We start from the raw sequence: 19,029 nt of genomic DNA on the forward strand, positions 1-19,029 counted from the left end.
CGTGGCTATCCGAGCAAGACCGCGTAACCGGGCTTGATGATGTCGTCGATGATGCGCAGACGTTCCGGGAACGGGATGAAGGCCGACTTCATGGCATTGATGGTGAACCGCTCCAGGTCGCTCCAGCCGTAGCCGAAGGTGTCGACCAGCTTCGCCATTTCTTTGCTCATGCTGGTGTCGCTCATCAGCCGGTTGTCGGTGTTGACGGTGACGCGGAAACGCAGTCGGGCAAGCAGGTCGAAAGGATGCTTGTCCAGCGAGGGGACCGCGCCGGTCTGCACGTTCGACGACGGACACAACTCGAGCGGAATCCGCATGTCGCGCACATAGTTCGCGACCAAGCCGAGGCTGGCGTCCTCGATCGCGCCAGGCACAGCGATGTCGTCGGTGATCCGCACACCGTGGCCGAGCCGGTCGCAACCGCAGAAGGCGAGCGCCTCGTGGATCGAGGGCAGGCCGAAGGCCTCGCCCGCGTGAATGGTGAAGTGCGCGCTGTTGGCGCGCATGTATTCGAAAGCGTCGAGATGCCGGCTCGGCGGGAACCCCGCCTCCGCGCCCGCGATATCGAAACCGCCGACGCCACGATCACGGAAACGCACGGTGAGCTCGGCGATCTCCCGCGAGCGCGCCGCGTGCCGCATGGCGGTGAGCAGGCAGACCACCACGATCGGGCGGCCCTCCGCCGCGGCCGCCGCCTCGCCCTCGCGGAAGCCGGCCAGGGTGTGCTCGACCACCTCGTCCAGGGTCAGGCCGCGCTCCAGGTGCTGTTCGGGCGCGAAGCGCACCTCGGCGTACACCACGCCGTCCGCGGCCAGGTCTTCCGCGCATTCGCGAGCGACCCGGCGCAGACCTTCGGGGGTCTGCATCACCGCGACGGTGTGGGCGAAGGTTTCCAGATAGAGCTCCAACGAACCGCTGTCGGCCGCATCGCGGAACCACGCGGCCAGCGCCGTCTCGTCGGAGGCGGGTAGGTCGTCGTAACCGCAATCGGCGGCGAGCTCCAGAACCGTCGCGGGTCGCAGGCCACCGTCGAGGTGGTCGTGCAGCAGCGCTTTGGGAGCTTGGCGGATCGAGGCAAGGGTCAAAGGCATCGGTCCTGTCATGACCACACGTTAGCCGCATGCCGCCGCCGCGGCAGCCCACTTGGTGCGCGTCATCACTTGTGATTGCTCTCTCGGGCGTGCCGCTGTTGAGACGTCGGCCGCATCCCCCACTGCCCGAGTGGCCGTTCGCCGCCGGATGCGTTATCCGGGGCCGAGCCACCGATACCGCCGACTGCCACAGATCCCGTTGCCGGACAATATATTTCGATCGCGATCGGTGCAGCGGCCGCCAGGCACGTCAGCACGTCAGCACGTCAGCACGTCAGCACGTCAGCACGTCAGCACGTCAGCACGTCAGCACGTCAGCACGTCAGCACGTCAGCACGTCAGCACGGAGACCGTGCGGGTGTGGTCGATATCGGCTCCGCGGAGCCCGGGTCGGCGCAGGCGCGGCAACGATACTCCGCACGGATCCCGGCCGGTCCCGACGATCCCGACCGGGTCAGTGACCGATTCGTCCGAGGATCAATGGCGCGTCCGGCGTCGGTCCCGCCCCACCGATCGTGATCGCTCCCGCCAGCGCGGCGACAGCGCCGGAGAACGCCTCCGGTGTATCGGTGTGCATGGTGAGCACAGGCTGGCCCGCGGTGACGGAATCACCGGGTTTGGCGTGCATCTCGATGCCCGCACCGGCTTGCACCGGGTCGCCCTGCCTGGCGCGGCCCGCGCCGAGCCGCCATGCGGCGATACCGACACCCATGGCATCGAGGCCGGTGAGCACGCCGTCGCGCTCGGCACGCACGATTTCGGTGTGCTTCGCGCGGGGTAGCGGCGCGTCCGGGTCCCCGCCTTGCGCCTGGATCATGGCGCGCCAGTGGTCCATGGCGCGGCCGTCGGCCAGTGCGTCGGCGGGATCGACGTCGAGCCCGGCCTGCGCGACCATTTCCCGAGCCAGGGTGAGGGTCAGCTCGACGACATCGGCAGGACCGCCGCCGGCGAGCACCTCGACCGACTCGGCGACCTCGAGCGCATTGCCCGCGGTGCGCCCGAGTGGCGTGTCCATCGCGGTCAGCAGCGCGACCGTCCGTACGCCCGCGTCGGTGCCCAGTTCGACCATCGCCGTCGCCAATTCGCGTGCGCCCTCGATGGTCTTCAGGAACGCGCCCGCGCCGACCTTCACATCCAGCACCAGCGCGGCGGTGCCCTCGGCGATCTTCTTGCTCATGATCGAGCTAGCGATCAACGGAATGGATTCGACGGTCCCGGTGACATCGCGCAGCGCGTAGAGCCGCTTGTCCGCGGGAGCCAGATCGGCGCCCGCCGCGCACACCACGGCGCCGATGCCGGGGTCGGCCAATATCTCGCGCATCCGCGGCACTGTCACATCGGCCCGCCAGCCCGCGATGGCCTCGAGCTTGTCCAGCGTTCCGCCGGTGTGCCCGAGTCCGCGCCCCGACAGCTGCGGCACCGCCGCACCACAGGCCGCGACCAAAGGCGCCAACGGCAGCGTGATCTTGTCCCCGACGCCGCCCGTCGAATGCTTGTCCACCGTCGGCCGCGGCAGATCGGTGAAGTCCATCCGACGGCCCGAAGAAATCATCGCGGCGGTCCAGCGCATGGTCTCGCGCCGCGTCATTCCGCGCCACACAATGGCCATCGCCAAGGCCGCCATCTGCTCGTCGGCCACCACCCCCTTGGTGAATCCGTCGACCACCCAGTCGATCTGCCCGTCCGACAGCTCCCCGCCGTCCCGCTTGGTGGTGATGATCGAAACCGCGTCCCATGCCGCCACAGCCGCCAGTCTGGCACGGGACACGTTCGAGCCCCGGTTCCTGATCGGCGGGCTCCGATAGCCTCGCCGCATCATTCGTTCGGGGGGAGGGGCCGACAGCTACCGCTGCCCGGCGTCCAGGTCGTCGGGACCGAAGGCGTCGGGCAGCAGAGTACGCAGCGCAACGGGTCCGGACTTGTGGTCGATCAGGAGGTCGGCTCCGCCGTGCTCGTAGAGCAACTGTCGGCACCGCCCGCAGGGCATCAGGATTTCGCCGCGAGAATCGGCCACGGACACCGCTATCAAGCGGCCGCCACCGTCCGAAAACAAGTTACCGATGAGTACGCATTCGGCACACAGGCCCAACCCATATGAGACATTTTCCACATTGCATCCGCTTACAATTCGACCGTCGGCACTGAGTGCCGCCGCGCCGACCGGGAACCGCGAGTACGGTGCATAGGCGTTGCGCATGACTCGAATTGCATTGTCGCGCAATATATTCCAGTCGACTTCCGGCATCGGCAACCTCCCGTGAACCAGCCCGAATCAGGCCGCGCCAGGGCTGCCGCGCAACCCTTCACGCATCAAGAAAGGTAAACCTAACTCTCCGGAATGTCGCGCAACGCACGGCACGCCGAATTAGTTCCGGCATTGCGAGGGGATTAGAGTCCACAACAGATCGGTTCAGGTTCCCGGCGGCGGGCCCCGCGTTAGCTCTTTGGCACAGCAAAACGCAGCCACCTGGGCATTCGCCCCTTTTTGCATGCCGGCGTCGGATCTGTAACCGGGTCCATCAACGACGTTGGAGGCGACCGCACTCTATGACCACGATAGAAGCTCCGGCACAGCCGAAGCGGAAGACGCTGTACCGAGGCGACCCCGGAATGTGGTCCTGGGCACTGCACCGGATCACCGGTGTCACCATCTTCTTCTTCCTCTTCGTGCACGTCTTGGACACCGCACTGGTTCGGGTCAGCCCCGACACCTATAACGAGGCGATCGAAACCTACAAGAACCCCCTCGTCGCGCTGATGGAGATGGGTCTTGTCGTCTGCGTGCTGTTCCACGCGCTCAACGGCGTCCGCGTGATCCTGGTCGACTTCTGGTCCAAGGGACCTAAGTACCAGCGCCTGATGCTCTGGATCATCCTCGCGGTCTGGTTCCTGCTGGCGGTACCCGCGATCGGGCGTCAGATCTTCTACCTGTTCACGGAGCACTGATCACTATGAGCGCACCCGTTATCGGTAAGTCTTATGACCGGCCTGCGAGCCTGGACCTGCCACGGTCCCCGCGGTCGCGGTCCAACGGCAACTTCGAGAAGTACGCGTGGCTGTTCATGCGGTTCTCCGGCCTGCTGCTGATCGTGCTCGTGCTCGGCCACATGACGATCATGCTGCTGCTCGACGGCGGCGTGAAACGACTGAACTTCGCCTTCGTGGCCGGTCGCTGGTCCAGCCCGTTCTGGCAGTTCTGGGACCTCACCATGCTGTGGCTGGCTCAGCTGCACGGCGGCAACGGCCTGCGCACGGTGATCGCGGACTACTCCCGCAAGGACTCGACCCGGTTCTGGCTGAACACCGCGCTGGCCATCTCGATGGTCCTCGTGGTTGGCGTCGGCACCTACGTCATCTTCACCTTCGACCCCAACATCAGTTAGGAACAGGCCACCTCCGATGAGTGAGCGCAGCGAACGAATCATCGACACGGCGTGTTTCACACATGCCGGAACTGAGCGCAGCGAGGTGCGGGCATGAGTGAATCGCGGATTCAGGAGCATCGCTACGACGTCGTGATCGTCGGCGCCGGCGGCGCCGGCATGCGCGCGGCGATCGAGGCCGGGCCCCGGGCGCGCACCGCCGTGCTGACCAAGCTGTACCCGACCCGCAGCCACACCGGCGCGGCGCAGGGTGGCATGTGCGCCGCACTGGCCAACGTCGAAGAAGACAACTGGGAATGGCACACCTTCGACACCGTCAAAGGTGGTGACTACCTGGTCGACCAGGACGCCGCGGAGATCATGGCCAAGGAGGCCATCGACGCGGTGATGGACCTGGAAAAGATGGGTCTGCCGTTCAACCGCACGCCCGAGGGCAAGATCGACCAGCGCCGCTTCGGCGGGCACACCCGCGATCACGGCAAGGCCCCGGTCCGCCGCGCGTGCTACGCCGCCGACCGCACCGGTCACATGATCCTGCAGACCCTCTACCAGAACTGCGTCAAGCACGATGTCGAGTTCTACAACGAGTTCTACGTGCTCGACCTGGTGCTGACCGAGTCCGACCGCGGCCCCATCGCGACCGGCGTCGTCGCCTACGAGCTGGCCACCGGCGACATCCACGTCTTCCACGCGAAGTCGATCGTGTTCGCCACCGGCGGTTCGGGCCGGATGTACAAGACCACCTCGAACGCGCACACGCTGACCGGTGACGGCATGGCGATCGTGTTCCGCAAGGGTCTGCCGCTGGAGGACATGGAGTTCCACCAGTTCCACCCGACAGGTCTGGCCGGACTCGGCATCCTCATCTCCGAAGCCGTCCGCGGCGAGGGCGGCATCCTGCGCAACGCCAGCGGTGAGCGCTTCATGGAGCGCTACGCCCCCACCATCAAGGACCTCGCGCCGCGTGACATCGTCGCCCGCTCGATGGTGCTCGAGGTGCTCGAGGGCCGTGGCGCGGGACCGAACAAGGATTACGTCTACATCGACGTGACCCACCTCGGCGAGGACGTGCTCGAAGAGAAGCTGCCCGACATCACCGAGTTCTCCCGCACCTACCTGGGTGTGGACCCGGTGACCGAGCTGGTGCCGGTCATGCCGACCTGTCACTACGTGATGGGTGGCATCCCGACCAAGATCCGCGGCGAGGTGCTGCGCAACAACACCGACGTGGTGCCGGGCCTGTACGCGGCGGGCGAGTGCGCGTGCGTCTCGGTGCACGGCTCCAACCGTCTCGGCACCAATTCGCTGCTGGACATCAACGTGTTCGGCCGCCGCGCGGGCATCGCCGCCGCGGAGTACGCGCAGCGCTCCGAGTTCGTTGAGATGCCGGAGAACCCGGCGCAGATGGTGCAGGACTGGCTCGCGCTGATCCTGTCCGACCACGGCAACGAGCGGGTCGCCGACATCCGCACCGAGCTGCAGTACACGATGGACATGAATGCCGCCGTGTTCCGCACGGAGGACACCCTCAAGCAGGCCCTCACCGATATCCATGCGCTCAAGGACCGCTACAAGCGGATCACGGTGCAGGACAAGGGCAAGCGCTACAACAGCGACCTGCTCGAAGCCGTCGAGCTGGGCTTCCTGCTCGAACTGGCCGAGGTCACCGTGGTCGGTGCGCTCAACCGCAAGGAATCGCGCGGCGGTCATGCCCGCGAGGACTACCCGGACCGCGACGACGTGAACTTCATGCGGCACACGATGGCCTACAAGGAGGGCGCGGAGCTCATCTCCGATATCCGCCTCGACTTCAAGCCGGTAGTGCAGACCCGCTACGAGCCGATGGAGCGTAAGTACTGATGACTGCTGTAGCCGAAGCACCCTCATCACAGAAGCCCGCGCCGATCCCCGAGGGGTCGGTCATGGTCACCGTCAAGGTCGCCCGGTTCAACCCGGAGGACGACAAGGGCGCGCACTGGGAGTCGTTCCAGGTGCCGGTCCTGTCGACCGACCGCTTCCTGAACGTGCTGATCTACATCAAGTCCTACCTGGACGGCACGCTCACCTTCCGGCGCTCGTGTGCGCACGGCGTGTGCGGCTCCGACGCTATGCGGATCAACGGTGTGAACCGGCTGGCCTGCAAGGTGCTGATGAAGGACATGTTGCCCAAGGACGGCAAGTCCATCACCCTCACCGTCGAGCCCATCCGCGGCCTGCCCGTGGAGAAGGACCTCGTGGTGAACATGGAGCCGTTCTTCGACGCGTTCCGCGCGGTGAAGCCCTACCTGATCACCTCGGGTAACGAGCCGACCCGCGAGCGTATCCAGAGCCAGGCAGACCGCGCCAGGTTCGACGACACCACCAAGTGCATCCTCTGCGCCTGCTGCACGACCTCCTGCCCCGTGTACTGGAGCGACGGCAGCTACTTCGGCCCGGCCGCGATCGTGAACGCCCACCGCTTCATCTTCGACAGCCGCGACGAAGCCGCCCGCGAGCGCCTCGACATCCTCAACGACGTCGAAGGCGTCTGGCGCTGCCGCACCACCTTCAACTGCACCGACGCCTGCCCCCGCGGCATCGAGGTCACCAAGGCCATCCAGGAAGTCAAGCGCGCACTGCTGTTCGCCCGCTAGTCCTTTCCGACCCGGTTCAGTAAGACGAAGGCCGCCTCCATCGAAAGAGGAAGGCGGCCTTCGTAGTTCCGGCAAGCGGGCCGCTCTCGACAGCAGGCACAAGGGATTCGGGCGACGCGGAACCGACGGGTATCGGTCCCGCGCCGCTGGTCACGGCAACTGCTGTAGCCCGGCGGCGGTGAGCAGGTACTCGGGGGCGCTGGTCTCGGGGTCGGCCCGAACCAGTTCCACCAGGGCGGATCCCGCTATCTCGGGGGTCAACAGGTCGCCTGATGCCTGCAGGAATTCCTCTTCGGTGCGACCGCTGCGGGCCGCGTAGGCCCGAAAGCCTCGTCTGCCCACGTCTCCGTGTGGAGTCATCCTGGGCATGATCGTCGTCACGGTGATGTCCAGGCCGGCACGGCGCGATTCATCTTGTGTGTACGCCGCGATGAAACGCTGAGTGGCCTTGGACCCGGCGTAACCACCGCTGGCAGGTGATCCGTTGATGGCGGCCCCACTGCTCACCACCACCACCCTGCTGCCAGGCGGCAGTGGCTTCAGCAGTGCCTCCCGAAGCCAGGTGAACGCGATCTTGACGTCGGAATGCCAATTCACGGAGAAGGTTTCCCACGTCTGGTACTGGATCGGACGCATGACCGGGTTGGCGCCGGCGACCAGGATGAGGACTTCCGGCTCGTATCGGTCCAGCAAGCTCCACGCCGCCGTCGCGTCTGCCGCATCCGCGGTCTCGGTCCGAACGCCGGCATTGGTCGCGGCCAGCTCGCCGAGTTCAGAGCCGGTCCTGGCGACGGCGACCACGGGAGCACCCGCCTCGGCGAATGCGGCAGCGATCCCTCGACCCAGGCCGCGCCCGGCGCCGACTACGAGTGTGGTCCGGCTCGACAGGTCACTCATGGCCCGACCGCCCAGTCCCCGCCGCGATCAGGTTCCGCAAACTGCCGTTGATGTAGGAGCCCCACGCATCCGAGCAGGCATCGAAACACTCGTACTCCGGGACCAAACCGACGTGCGTGAAGCGGACCTGTGTCCCTTCATCTTTCGCGGACAGCTCGAAAGAAATCCTTGTACCCTTCCACTCGGTTCTGTCCTCGACAAAATTTGGGCCGCCTTCGACAACAAGCCACACGACCCGTTCGCCGGGGATGGATTCCGTTATCCGCTGCTTGGAATGATGTAAATCTTCGTAGCGGTACGTGAACTCATCGCCGAGTTCGTTGGTACCGCCTTCGATCTCCCCCGACCACCATCCACGAACGTCGTTGATGGCACTGAATACTTCTTCCGGTGTTCGATCGACCGTGAAGGTGGTTGTGTAGCTCTCTGCATTCATGGTTCGCTCCATTTCCTGGTGGTGCCGGGTGTTTTTCATGCCACAACGGGTGTTACGACAAAAGACGCGTTCTGGCGCTCGAGCGCTTTGGCGGCACCGCCGAGCCAACCCTCGGCCACGGACGCCGACATCGGATCGGGAAAGATGTCCTCCTCGCCCTTCTCCAGTCCGTCGAAGATGCCTCGTGCCGCGGACTCCGGCGCGGCCTTCGGAATGTCGAAGGCCGCGTTCATGTCCGTGTCGACGGGGCCGGTCAGGACGGCATGAACGCGCACGCCCTGACCTGCCAGTAGGGCACGCAACGATTGCGACAGGGACAACGCGGCCGCCTTGGAGATCGAGTAGGCCGGAATCACCGGCAACGGGGCCAAGGCGGCCAGCGAAAGACCATTGACGATGGCGCCGCCAGAACGGGTGAGCAGGGGCAGGAAGGCCAGGGTCACGTCATACATGCCGTAGAAGTTGACGGCGAGGGACTGATCGATCGCGGCACGATCGCTTACCTCGTCGTACAAACACACGCCCGCGTTGTTGATGAGAATGTCGAGGGATTCGACGCTCTCGACAGCTGCCCGAATCTGCTCGGCTTCTGTCACGTCGAGCGTCAGCGGCGTGACGCGCGCGTCCGGGTGGTCCATCGGCTGGCGTGTCCCCGCGTACACCCGCCGGGCGCCTCTGCGCAGGGCCTCCTCGACCAGCGCCTTTCCGATACCGCGGTTGGCACCGGTCACCAGAACCACTTTGTCGGCGATTGTCATACAAACTCCTCGCAACGAATCACACTGCCGAAGAGGTAGACACCGAGCCGTCGAGAAACTGGGCGCACACTCACCGCCCAGTTCATGGCTCGGCCGGTGTCTCTATAGAGAGGTCGACTAGGAGACTGGAGAAAGATGTGACGCGAGGGTGGAGTGATGGCACGTGGTGAACGCCGACTTGATCGCCAGGGCGCGGGCCGGAGACGGCGCCGCGTTCCGCGAGCTGACCGAACCGCACCGTCGCGAACTACAGGTGCACTGCTACCGCATGCTCGGGTCCTTCCAGGACGCCGAGGACGCATTGCAGGACACGCTGCTGGCCGCCTGGCAAGGCCTCGACGGGTTTGCGGGACGCGCCTCGATCCGCACCTGGCTCTACCGGATCGCCACCAACCGCTGCCTCAACGCGTTGCGCTCGGCCAGCCGACGCCCGGCCAAGGAGTGGGACATTCCCGGGGTTGAGCCGCCGGAGCCGAGTCGGCTCGGCGAAGTCGTCTGGCTGGAGCCGTATCCCGATGCCCTCCTCGACGACGGACTCGACGTGCCGCTCGGCCCCGAGGCACGCTACGAACAGACCGAAGCGATATCCCTGGCCTTCGTGACCGCGCTACAGATCCTGCCCGCTCGCCAGCGTGCCGTCCTCATTTTGCGAGAGGTGCTCGGATACCACGCCGACGAGGTGGCCGACATGCTCGACGTGACCGTCGGTTCGGTCAACAGCCTCCTCAAAAGAGCCCGCGCCGGCCTCCAGCAGCGGCTACCGCCGAGCGTGGATCCGGCTCCCGCACCCCACTCACCTGCCGAGCAAGCACTCGCGGCAAAGTTCGTCAGCGCCTACCAGGCCGGCGATATCGAAGCGCTTGTCGCACTGCTCACCAGCGATGTCCGCGTCTCCATGCCGCCGATTCCCCTCGAATACCACGGTCGCGACGTCGTTGCCCGCTTCTACGCCAGCATCATCGGCCAGGGCCGGACCTACGACTTCGTGCCGACGCGGGCGAATGGTCAGCCTGCGTTCGGGGCCTATCTCCGTGCTCCCGACGGCATCCGCCACGCGACCGGCATCATCGTCCTCACCCTCACCGGCGACCGGATCTGCGCCATCACCCGATTCGATAACAGCGTGCTCCCGCGGTTCGGGCTGCCGCGATCGCTCCCCGACTGATGGTCGGCAGTCACCGAGGCTGTGCTCGCCACCGACCGCTCGTTGCCTGCCGTTGAAGCGCGAATCCCCCTGGGCCGCATCTGGTTTCCTCGTCGATCCCGCGATCGACGGAAAAGATCCCAGCGATGGGGACCACTCGACAACGCCCACATAACCGCGACTACTTCCGGCGGGTCAGCTCCGGACGCCGGTCCCGGGAGTGCGCAGGCCGTCGAAGGTCACGGCGAGCAGGCGTTCGGCGGCCTCGGGGGTGGTTTCGCACGCGACGCCGATTCCGTGACCGAACCTGAGCAGGTCACGCGGTTCGATGTCGGGACGGATGTCGCCCGCGTCCTGCGCCGCGACCAAGAGTGCGGATGCCGCGTCGATGACCAGCTCTTTACACAGGGTGAACGTCGGTGAGCCGTGGTCCATCCCGGCCTTCAGTGTGGTCGCGAGGCTGCGGTTGGCCATCACCCATTTCACCTGTTCGCGCAGCCACTGCTCGAAAGCCTCAGCGGGCGAATGGGTTTCGAGTAGCTCGTGGGCACGTTGACTGAGACGTTCGATGCTGGAGCGGTAGACGGCTTCGATCAGGACGTCACGACTCGGGAAGTGGCGGTAGAGGGTGCCGATGCCGACGCCGGTGCGGCGGGCGATCTCTTCCAGTGGCGCGTCGGGGCCATGCTCGGCGAACGCCTCCTGGGCGGACGCCACGATCCGCTCATAGTTGCGTCGCGCGTCAGCGCGCATCGGCCGCCCGGTCGACGGTGCCTCCATGAACCCGCCCGCCTCGACCTGCCCGGCGCGGTGACCGCGACCACCGGTGTCGCAGCCCTGGTCTACGGCTTCATCAGCGCCGCGTCGAACGGCTGGGGCAACGCGACGACCGATATTTGGCTGGCGGTCGGTGCAGTATTGCTCGCCACCTTCCTGGCCATCGAGTCTCGGACCGCGCAGCCCCTGCTGCCGTTGCGACTGTTCGCCGATCGCAATCGCGCCGCGGCTTACGCCAATATGTTCCTCGGCCCGATGGCAGGCATGTCGATGTTCTTCTTCCTCACCCAGTACCTTCAGGAAGTGCGTGGATTGAGCGCGCTGGCAACCGGTTTCGCCTTCCTGCCGACCGCGCTGCTGATGTTCACCATGATCCGTCTGATCCCCCGCCTGCTGCCGCGTTTCGGCCCGAAACCCGTGACGATGGCCGGCACTGTATCGATGGCGGCGGGGCTGGTTCTGCTGACCCGACTGACGGTCGACAGCGGCTACTTCCCACTATTGTTCGTAGCGATGCTGCTGATGGGATGTGGTATCGGTCTCGCATTTTCGCCGCTGAACGTCATCATCATGTCCAGCGTGTCGCCCCGGGAAGCCGGTGCGGCGGGCGGCACATTGCAGACCCTCCAGCAGACCGGCGCCTCCCTCGGCCTTGCCATCCTGGTCACGATCTTCGGCACTGCGTCGCACAACGCGGGCGGCTCGGCACAACACGCTTTGGTCAGCGGTATCACTGCCGCCTTCGGCACGGCAGTCGGCATTGCCGTGCTGACCTTCCTTGTCACCCTGACCTTCCGCGATCCGCGCCCGGCGGACTGATCTCCGCGCCATCACAGGCCCGAGAAACATGGCAGGTCGGGTCGGATCGGGGGTGTCGGAAGCCGCTCTCATGGTAGTTCTCGTACCGCACGGACACGGAGAAATCGCAGACCAACAAGCCCTTTCGGGCGAAATCGAATCGACCAACGCGGTACCGGCGCCAGCCGATACCGCGTTCGTCGTGCTGGGGCGGGCCCCGAACTGTGGCGCCGAGTCGCCATTCGCGGTAACTGCGATCGCACTCGGCCAGAGGATGGCTCGCACCGAAAATGCCGCGACAGTCCAGGCCCACAACGGCAGGCGGCACACACCGCCGTCAGGCTCCGACGCCCAATCGCTGTGCCGCGATCGCCAGATCCTTGTCACCACGACCGGACAGGCCGAGCACGATCACCGAATCCGCAGGCAGCTCGCCATCCTCGGCCATTTCCATCAAATACCCGACGGCATGGGCGGATTCGAGGGCGGCGATGATGCCTTCGCTGCGGCTGAGTGCCCGCATGCCCCGTAGCGCGGCTTCGTCGTTCGCGGCTCGGCAGGTGACGCGGCCGGTGTCCTTGAGGTAGCTGAGTTCGGGGCCGACGCCCGGGTAGTCGAGGCCCGCCGCGATGCTGTGGGTGCGGCTGATCTGACCGTCTTCGTCCTGGAGGAGATAGCTGTAGGCGCCGTCCATTTCGCCGGGGCTGCCCGCGCTGAGGCTGGCCGCGTGGTCGCCGGTCTCGATGCCTCGGCCTGCGGCTTCGACGCCGATCAACCGGACCTGCGGATCGTCGGCGAACGAGTGGAACAGACCGATGGCGTTGCTGCCGCCGCCGACGCAGGCCATGACGTAGTCGGGCAGCCGCCCTTCCGATTTCAGAATCTGAGCCCTGGCCTCGATGCCGATCACCGTTTGGAGATCGCGCACGATCTTCGGGTACGGTGCCGGACCCGCCGCCGTACCGAACAGGTAGTAGGTGGTCTGCACGTTCGACACCCAGTCGCGGACCGATTCGCTGATCGCCTCTTTGAGCCTGCGGCCGCCGGCGTGCACCGCGCGCACCTCGGCGCCGAGCATGTTCATCCGCACCACATTCGATGCCTGTCGTCTCATATCGTCGGCGCCCATGTAGATCACGCAGGTCAGGCCGAGCATCGAGCACACCGTCGCGACCGCGACACCGTGCTGGCCCGCGCCGGTCTCGGCGATGATCCGGCTCTTGCCCATCCGTTTGGCCAGCAGTACCTGCCCCAGCGCATTGTTGATCTTGTGCGCGCCGGTGTGCGCCATATCCTCACGTTTCAGATAGACCCGCAGCCCAGGTACCGCAAGCGATTCGGCGAATCGCGGCACCTGGTGAAACAGCGTCGGGCGGCCGACCCGGTCGCGCAGCAAGGCCGCGAGCTCGTCGACGAAGCCGGGATCGATGCGGGCAAGACTGTATGCCTCGTCCAACTCCAGCAGCGCGGCCATCAGACCTTCCGGAACGTACCTGCCGCCGAATTCGCCGAACCGGCCATGCTCGTCCGGAAATACGCCGTGCCGATAGTCGTTTCGTGCCGTGAAGTGGTCAATAGTCATCAGCACCAACGCTTTCGCTGTCGAGGATCCGGCACCGAGTCTGTGCTACTGAGACGAGCGGTCGGCAACGGCCTGGTAAACATTCGGTCTAGCCCTGATCCGCCAGCTGAGCAACCGACCGGTTTACCGTGGCTGGGAAGCCTTCAGCTGCGAGTGAGCGCCGGAACGCTCGCCCACCGCTCGCCCGCGATCACCACGTGCGCCAGAAATCGCAAACCGACAGTCGCGGCGGCTTCGGTGAGCAACGTCGTGGCACGCCGGTCGTCGAAGCTCGGCGCCGGGTCGCCGGAGGGGTGATTGTGCACGAGGGCGAAAGCGCGACCGTCGTGACGCAACACGGTATTGAGGATTTCGCGGACCGGGACCGCCACCTGGTCGATGGCGCCCTCCGCGACGAATACCTTCTGCCGCAATCGATTCTGAACATCGCAGACGAGCACGAGGAGCCGTTCGACGCGGGCGCCCGCGAACAGCGGCCCCGCGACCCGGACGACATCCGCGGCGCCGTCCAGACGGCATGCGACCTCAGGGCTGTTCCGCGCGCGCGAGCCGAGATGGAAAGCGGCGATCACCGCAGCGGCCTTTGCCACGCCCACTCCGGTGCGGCGGGACAGTTCCTCTGGGCGCGCCCCGGCCAGGCCGGTCAGCCCGCCGTATTCGGCGAGCAGATCGATGGCCATTTCCAGCGCACTCTCACCGCGCCGACCCTGGCGAAGCAACAACGCGAGCAGTTCGCCGTCGCTGAGCGCCTGCGGACCGAGCGCGAGCAGCCGCTCGCGTGGTCGTTGACCGTATGGCAGGTCGGCAATGGGTACCGGCATCAGATCCCCCTCGAATGCGGTGCGATCCCCGGATCATGCCAGTGCGCACCGACATGTCGCCCACTGCCGATACCTGCCGGGATTCGGGGAGGACAGCCACTCCCTCATCGATCCGGTACCGCCCCACCACACCGGCCGGACGTCTACTTCCTTGGCGGCGACCGAACGGCCGCGCGCGGCCTGGCTAGCCGTCGGCCACAGTGATGACTTCCGGTCCCGGCAGAGCGGACAACACACCCGCGGCCAGCCGCTCCAGGTGATGAAGCTGTCGCTCGTGCACCACAATTCGGCGCAGGGCCTCATTGATGGTGGCATTGCTGGATGAGGTGCCCATGATCGAGGCGGCCGCGGCCAACAACTTCTGGTCGAGATCGATCCGCACGGTTCTCATGCGTCCTCCTTCGTACATTCGCCATCTTGCGTCATTAAGGATGACCATGTCCTGCGAATCGCACATAGTCATCCGCGGCGGCAGCCCCCAGCGCGGGTGCGTGCACGAGCGAGCGCGGCTCCGATCACAACTGATCAGAAAGACCCCTCGATGCCGCCATCAATGCCAGGAAGGGCGTCCAAAGGCCCTTTTAGCTAGGCAATTTGCGCACCTGGAGCGGCTTTTGTTGTCGACGGGCCCCGGCAGTGCTTGCCTGGAGGCATGTTCACTGAGGCTCAGCTGTACTCGCCCGTGACCCGCAGCGGCGCGGGCGATGTGACGGTGCACTTGAGCGACGAGCACCCCGGCGTGCACGACCCGGACTACCGGGCGCGCCGGAATGCGATCGCCGCGCAGGCACTGGACTACGCGCCCGGCAAGCCGGTGCCGCGGGTCGAGTACACCGCAGAAGAACAGGAAGTGTGGCGCATCGTCTCGGCCGAACTGGCCCGCAAGCACCAGAAGTACGCCTGCACGGAAGTCCTGGAGGCCTCGGCTCGACTCGGGCTCCCGCAGGACCACATCCCCCAACTCGACGAGGTCTCCGCCGCGCTGACTCCGCTGACCGGTTTCCGCTACGTCCCGGCCGCGGGGCTGGTGCCGCTGCGCGAGTTCTTCGGTTCCTTCGCCGATCGCATCTTCCACTCCACCCAGTACATTCGGCACCACTCGGCTCCGCTGTACACCCCGGAGCCGGACACCATCCATGAGGTCATCGGTCACGCCAACCAGATCGCCAGCCCCCGTTTCGCCGCGATCTACGAGACGGTCGGCGCGGCCGTCGCCCGGCTCGGCACCGACACCGCGTTGAAGTTCCTCGCCGATGTCTTCTGGTTCTCGATGGAGTTCGGCGTGGTACGCGAGCACGGCGAAGTCCGTTGCTACGGAGCCGGACTGCTGTCGTCCTATGGCGAGATCGAGGAGTTCCGCCATGCCGATCTGCGCCCGCTCGACGTGGTCGCGATGGGCACCGCGACCTACGACATCACCCACTATCAGCCCGTCCTGTACTGCGCCGAATCGGTGTCCGAGATCGAGGATGTCATCGGCGGCTTCTTCGCCACCATGGACGACGACACTCCGTTGCGAGCCGCGGCTCATTCCCGTTGAATCAGCGGGTCCATTTCGGTCCCCAACCCGCCGACGCCTGGAAAGCATTCACCCCCAACGCTTTCCACCGATGAAACTGTGACATTCCACAAGTTGTGACATCACCCCTGGCCACCGCTGCACACCAGGGCCCATTGCCGTCGCACGCCCCGAAACATGCCGAGACAACCGACCGAGCGGCTGTTACCTTCGACGCGTTGATCGCACGCGAAAGGGGCGCGAAGCCGAAATGTCCGTTGATACAACAGATTCCACACCACAGGCAGATACACCACTGTGGCTCCAAGGCCGCGATGCCGTGGTCGCGGCAACGCCCGCAGAAGACTGGCGCGGCGCGCCGCCGGACTACCACCTGACCAACCAGATCGTGCCACGCGAGCGCACCACCAACCACGAGGCGGGCTCGCTGGAGGCCATCGTCGAGGACCTGGTGCGGGTGTTCGAGATGGAGGTCTCGCATAAGAAGGATCCGGCGACATGGGTTTCGCTGGTGGCAGCGCACTACCGTGGCCGGGTGAACGGCGGCCCATGGCAGAACGCCGAGGAGTTCGCCAGGATCGGCAGCTACAACATCCTCATCGGCGACAACCCGTACTACGAGGTGGATGCCGAGACTTTCGAGTCCTCACACCACACGTTCCACACCGCCTTCCCGAACGGCTTCTTCTGGGAGGTCCTCGAAGTACTGGCGGGACCGCCCGCCGTCACCTTCCGCTGGCGCCACTGGGGCAAGTACGACGGCGCCTACAAAGACCACCAGCCGACCGGCGAACAGATCGAGATGTTCGGTGTGACCATCGCCAGGGTCTCCGACGATCTGCGCATCCTCGAGCTGGAGCACTTCTACGACAACAACAAGCTGCTCGGCCCGCTGGCCCACGGCTGCCCGGTGACGAAGTCCTCCTAGTTCAGGGCCGCTCGGTCGGCTGATCCTTGCCGAGCGGCAGCCCTGCCTCGAGGAAATCCAGTGCGCGAGTGAGGTTCTCGGCGTTGAGGGGGGATGTGGTCCCGATCGCCAATGCGGCGCCCGCGATCGCACCCGTCGCCACCCGCACCTCGAAGTCCATCGGGTCCCTGCCCATGCGCTCGGCCAGCATGCCCGCCATCAACTCGATACTGCGCTCGAACTCGGCGCCGATGGCCGAACGCAATTCGGGCACGTGATAGAGCAGTGCTTGCCGTTCTTGCTCGAATGCCACCTCGGCCGCGGGCAGATTCGCGAAGACCTCGACGGCCGCATTACGGAAGGCGGTCAGCGGCGCAACGTCCAGCGGTTGCGCTCGCAGCGCCTCGATCATCAGTGGATCGAGGTCGTCGGCGAGCACCAGCTGGTCCTTGGTCGGGAAATAGCGGAAGAAGGTGCTCGGCGAGACCTCGGCCGCCGCGGCGATCTGCTCGATCGTGGTCTCGCCGTAGCCCTGAGCACGGAACAGCCGGAACGCTTCGACACGAATCGTCCGGCGGGTCCGTTCCTTCTTCCGCTCCCGCAGGCCAGGCACAGCGGGCCCGTCACCGGGTAGTTCAACCGACATGTGTCGATTCTGTCGCATCGACGTCGGCGGACGCCCCAGGCACCGCCTCGGCGGCTTGGACCGCCGCCGATCGACGCGGCAGCGCCCAGAGCGCCAGCAGGACCGCGGCGGCACTGATGGCCGCGCACACCCACAGCATCGCTCCCATTCCACTGACGAATGCCGACTGCACGTGTTCGAGCATGCCCGCCTGGCCTGTCGACTTTGCCACGGCGACACCGGAATTCACGCTGTCGCTGATCGGGTCGACGTTCAGGTCGCCGAGTTCGCCGCGGTAGACGGTGGCCAGCACCGTGCCCAGCAGCGCCACCGCGATCGTGCCCGCCGCTTGCCGCAGCGCCTGCAACAGTGCCGAGCCCATGCCGGCGCGGGCCACCTCGAGGTCGTCCATCGCGACCGCCATGCTCACCGGCAGACCGAGCCCCATGCCCGCACCGACCAGGCCGATCCAGACGGCGGTGAACCAGTACGCGGTACCGACCGAGGTCAGCGCGCCGAGACCGAGGCCGAGCGCGAGCACCACCAGGCCCGCCGCCACCATCAGTCGCGCACCGAGCTGCGGCAGCAGCCGGTCACTGAGCCGCGATCCGACCAGCAGGCCGCCGATCATGGGGAGCAATCGCAGGCCGCTGCCGAGCGCGTCGGTGCCGAGCACGGCCTGGTAGTACTGCGGCACGGTGAAGAACAGGCCGAACATCCCGAAGGTGATGAGCACAGCGAACACCGCGCCCCAGCGGAAGCCACGGCTGCCGAACAGGCCGAGATCGATCAGCGGGAAGGCCGTCCGGCGCTGCCATCCGATGAACAGCGCGAGCACAATCGCACCGGCGATCAGCGTGCCCCAGCCGAGCCCGTTACCCCAGCCCTCGTCCCCGAGGCGAATGAATCCGTATGTCACACCGAGCATTCCGGCCACGGACAACACCGCGCCCGGCAGATCCAGTGGACGCCGGTCGGGATTGCGCGACTCCGGAACCAGGCCCGCGACCGCGACCGCGCCGAGCACGACCATCGGGACATTGATCAGGAAGACCGAGCCCCACCAGAAGTTGTCGATCAGCCAGCCGCCCAGGATCGGACCGAGCGGCAAGCCCAATGCCGTCGAAGTGATCCAGATATTCATGGCCCGCGCCCGCTCGGCCGGGCTCGGGAACAGCACCGGCAGTACGGCCAACGACAGCGGCATCATGGCCGCCGCGGCGACGCCGAGCACCACCCGTGCCGCGATGAGCTGACCGGCGGTCGCGGCGAACGTGCAGGCCAGCGAGGCCGCACCGAACAGGACCAGCGCCCCGAGCAGGATCTTCTTGCGGCCGTACCGATCACCGAGCGCGCCTGCGGGCAGCATCAGCGCGGCGAGCGCCAGCGTGTAGGAGGTGCTGAACCATTGCAGCGCACCGTTATTCGCGTTCAGGTCCACAGCCAGGGTGGGTAACGCGACGGTCAGCACCGTGATGTCGAGGCCGATGGTCAGCATGGCGACCGCCAGCGCGCCGAGCGCCAGCCAGCGGCGGGTCGAGTCCGTATTCATAAGCGCTCCAATAAATGGTAGTTACATCTTTTTGATAGTAGCTCTCATTTACTAGTGTCTGTCAATACCGGGTGCGACCCGCCGACACACTCCGCTCGGTCCGGCG

General features: G+C 66.0%; 20 protein-coding genes. 8 read left to right on the forward strand and 12 right to left on the reverse strand.

Annotation, left to right across the window (positions count from 1 at the left end; translation table 11 throughout):
* Positions 1–5: 5 nt before the first annotated feature.
* From ACFU4Z_RS00755 to ACFU4Z_RS00765, 3 genes are all read right to left on the reverse strand, one after another.
* Entirely contained in the window at positions 6–1,103 is a 1,098-nt protein-coding gene (locus ACFU4Z_RS00755; protein WP_379058370.1) for an adenosine deaminase, read from the reverse strand.
* 442 nt (positions 1,104–1,545) lie between these two features.
* Positions 1,546–2,835, reverse strand: coding sequence for a thymidine phosphorylase (locus tag ACFU4Z_RS00760; RefSeq protein ID WP_379058372.1), 1,290 nt, complete (start codon positions 2,833–2,835; stop codon positions 1,546–1,548).
* Between the two features lie 99 nt (positions 2,836–2,934).
* On the reverse strand, positions 2,935–3,336 hold the full coding sequence (locus ACFU4Z_RS00765; RefSeq protein ID WP_379058374.1) for a cytidine deaminase: 402 nt from the start codon (positions 3,334–3,336) through the stop codon (positions 2,935–2,937).
* A 302-nt stretch (positions 3,337–3,638) separates the two neighbouring features.
* Here ACFU4Z_RS00765 and sdhC point away from each other — a divergent pair, with 302 nt between their 5' ends.
* From sdhC to ACFU4Z_RS00785, 4 genes are all read left to right on the forward strand, one after another.
* Positions 3,639–4,037 carry a succinate dehydrogenase, cytochrome b556 subunit gene (gene sdhC, locus ACFU4Z_RS00770; protein ID WP_379058376.1) on the forward strand — a complete coding sequence of 133 codons (399 nt, stop codon included), beginning with the start codon at positions 3,639–3,641 and terminating at the stop codon, positions 4,035–4,037.
* Between the two features lie 5 nt (positions 4,038–4,042).
* Complete coding sequence (locus tag ACFU4Z_RS00775) at positions 4,043–4,474, forward strand: succinate dehydrogenase hydrophobic membrane anchor subunit (protein WP_379058378.1); 432 nt, start codon at positions 4,043–4,045, stop codon at positions 4,472–4,474.
* 93 nt (positions 4,475–4,567) lie between these two features.
* A complete protein-coding gene (gene sdhA / locus ACFU4Z_RS00780; RefSeq protein ID WP_379058380.1) occupies positions 4,568–6,334 on the forward strand; it encodes a succinate dehydrogenase flavoprotein subunit in 1,767 nt (588 codons plus the stop codon).
* Positions 6,334–7,107: a succinate dehydrogenase iron-sulfur subunit gene (locus ACFU4Z_RS00785; RefSeq protein WP_379058383.1), complete on the forward strand. Its 774-nt coding sequence runs from the start codon at positions 6,334–6,336 to the stop codon at positions 7,105–7,107. Before sdhA ends, ACFU4Z_RS00785 begins: the two co-directional genes overlap by 1 nt.
* Positions 7,108–7,257: 150 nt before the next feature.
* On the opposite strand, the gene ACFU4Z_RS00790 is transcribed toward ACFU4Z_RS00785, so the two are convergent.
* Genes ACFU4Z_RS00790 through ACFU4Z_RS00800 form a run of 3 tightly spaced genes read right to left on the reverse strand, consistent with a single transcriptional unit; the run spans position 7,258 to position 9,198 of the window.
* Positions 7,258–8,004: an SDR family NAD(P)-dependent oxidoreductase gene (locus ACFU4Z_RS00790; RefSeq protein ID WP_379058386.1), complete on the reverse strand. Its 747-nt coding sequence runs from the start codon at positions 8,002–8,004 to the stop codon at positions 7,258–7,260.
* Entirely contained in the window at positions 7,997–8,440 is a 444-nt protein-coding gene (locus ACFU4Z_RS00795; protein ID WP_379058388.1) for an SRPBCC domain-containing protein, read from the reverse strand. Before ACFU4Z_RS00795 ends, ACFU4Z_RS00790 begins: the two co-directional genes overlap by 8 nt.
* A 35-nt stretch (positions 8,441–8,475) precedes the next feature.
* Positions 8,476–9,198, reverse strand: a complete 723-nt coding sequence (locus tag ACFU4Z_RS00800; protein WP_379058390.1) for an SDR family NAD(P)-dependent oxidoreductase — start codon at positions 9,196–9,198, stop codon at positions 8,476–8,478.
* Between the two features lie 163 nt (positions 9,199–9,361).
* Between ACFU4Z_RS00800 and ACFU4Z_RS00805 the strand changes: the two genes are divergently transcribed.
* Entirely contained in the window at positions 9,362–10,363 is a 1,002-nt protein-coding gene (locus ACFU4Z_RS00805) for a sigma-70 family RNA polymerase sigma factor (protein WP_379058393.1), read from the forward strand.
* Positions 10,364–10,537: 174 nt separating this feature from the next.
* On the opposite strand, the gene ACFU4Z_RS00810 is transcribed toward ACFU4Z_RS00805, so the two are convergent.
* Complete coding sequence (locus tag ACFU4Z_RS00810; protein WP_379058396.1) at positions 10,538–11,122, reverse strand: TetR/AcrR family transcriptional regulator; 585 nt, start codon at positions 11,120–11,122, stop codon at positions 10,538–10,540.
* A gap of 30 nt (positions 11,123–11,152) precedes the next feature.
* Between ACFU4Z_RS00810 and ACFU4Z_RS00815 the strand changes: the two genes are divergently transcribed.
* The gene (locus ACFU4Z_RS00815) at positions 11,153–11,938 is read left to right on the forward strand and encodes an MFS transporter (RefSeq protein WP_379058398.1); all 786 of its coding nucleotides are present in this window, start codon (positions 11,153–11,155) and stop codon (positions 11,936–11,938) included.
* A 316-nt stretch (positions 11,939–12,254) separates the two neighbouring features.
* Here the strand turns inward: ACFU4Z_RS00815 and trpB are convergent, their stop codons facing one another.
* The 3 genes from trpB to ACFU4Z_RS00830 form a co-directional block, all read right to left on the reverse strand.
* Positions 12,255–13,499: a tryptophan synthase subunit beta gene (trpB, locus tag ACFU4Z_RS00820; RefSeq protein WP_379058401.1), complete on the reverse strand. Its 1,245-nt coding sequence runs from the start codon at positions 13,497–13,499 to the stop codon at positions 12,255–12,257.
* Positions 13,500–13,642: 143 nt separating this feature from the next.
* Entirely contained in the window at positions 13,643–14,320 is a 678-nt protein-coding gene (locus ACFU4Z_RS00825) for a RadC family protein (protein ID WP_379058404.1), read from the reverse strand.
* Positions 14,321–14,504: 184 nt separating this feature from the next.
* A complete protein-coding gene (locus tag ACFU4Z_RS00830; protein ID WP_328409574.1) occupies positions 14,505–14,711 on the reverse strand; it encodes a type II toxin-antitoxin system VapB family antitoxin in 207 nt (68 codons plus the stop codon).
* A 261-nt stretch (positions 14,712–14,972) separates the two neighbouring features.
* Here ACFU4Z_RS00830 and ACFU4Z_RS00835 point away from each other — a divergent pair, with 261 nt between their 5' ends.
* Entirely contained in the window at positions 14,973–15,860 is an 888-nt protein-coding gene (locus tag ACFU4Z_RS00835) for a phenylalanine 4-monooxygenase (RefSeq protein ID WP_379058408.1), read from the forward strand.
* Between the two features lie 229 nt (positions 15,861–16,089).
* Positions 16,090–16,767, forward strand: a complete 678-nt coding sequence (locus tag ACFU4Z_RS00840; RefSeq protein ID WP_379058413.1) for an ester cyclase — start codon at positions 16,090–16,092, stop codon at positions 16,765–16,767.
* A gap of 1 nt (position 16,768) precedes the next feature.
* On the opposite strand, the gene ACFU4Z_RS00845 is transcribed toward ACFU4Z_RS00840, so the two are convergent.
* Complete coding sequence (locus tag ACFU4Z_RS00845) at positions 16,769–17,392, reverse strand: TetR family transcriptional regulator (RefSeq protein WP_379058417.1); 624 nt, start codon at positions 17,390–17,392, stop codon at positions 16,769–16,771.
* A complete protein-coding gene (locus ACFU4Z_RS00850; protein ID WP_379058420.1) occupies positions 17,382–18,923 on the reverse strand; it encodes an MFS transporter in 1,542 nt (513 codons plus the stop codon). The genes ACFU4Z_RS00845 and ACFU4Z_RS00850 overlap by 11 nt, the downstream gene beginning before the upstream one ends.
* Between the last annotated feature and the right edge of the window lie 106 nt (positions 18,924–19,029).

Origin of the sequence: Nocardia sp. NPDC057440 (genome assembly GCF_042802915.1) — a bacterium.
Classification (GTDB): Bacteria; Actinomycetota; Actinomycetes; order Mycobacteriales; family Mycobacteriaceae; genus Nocardia.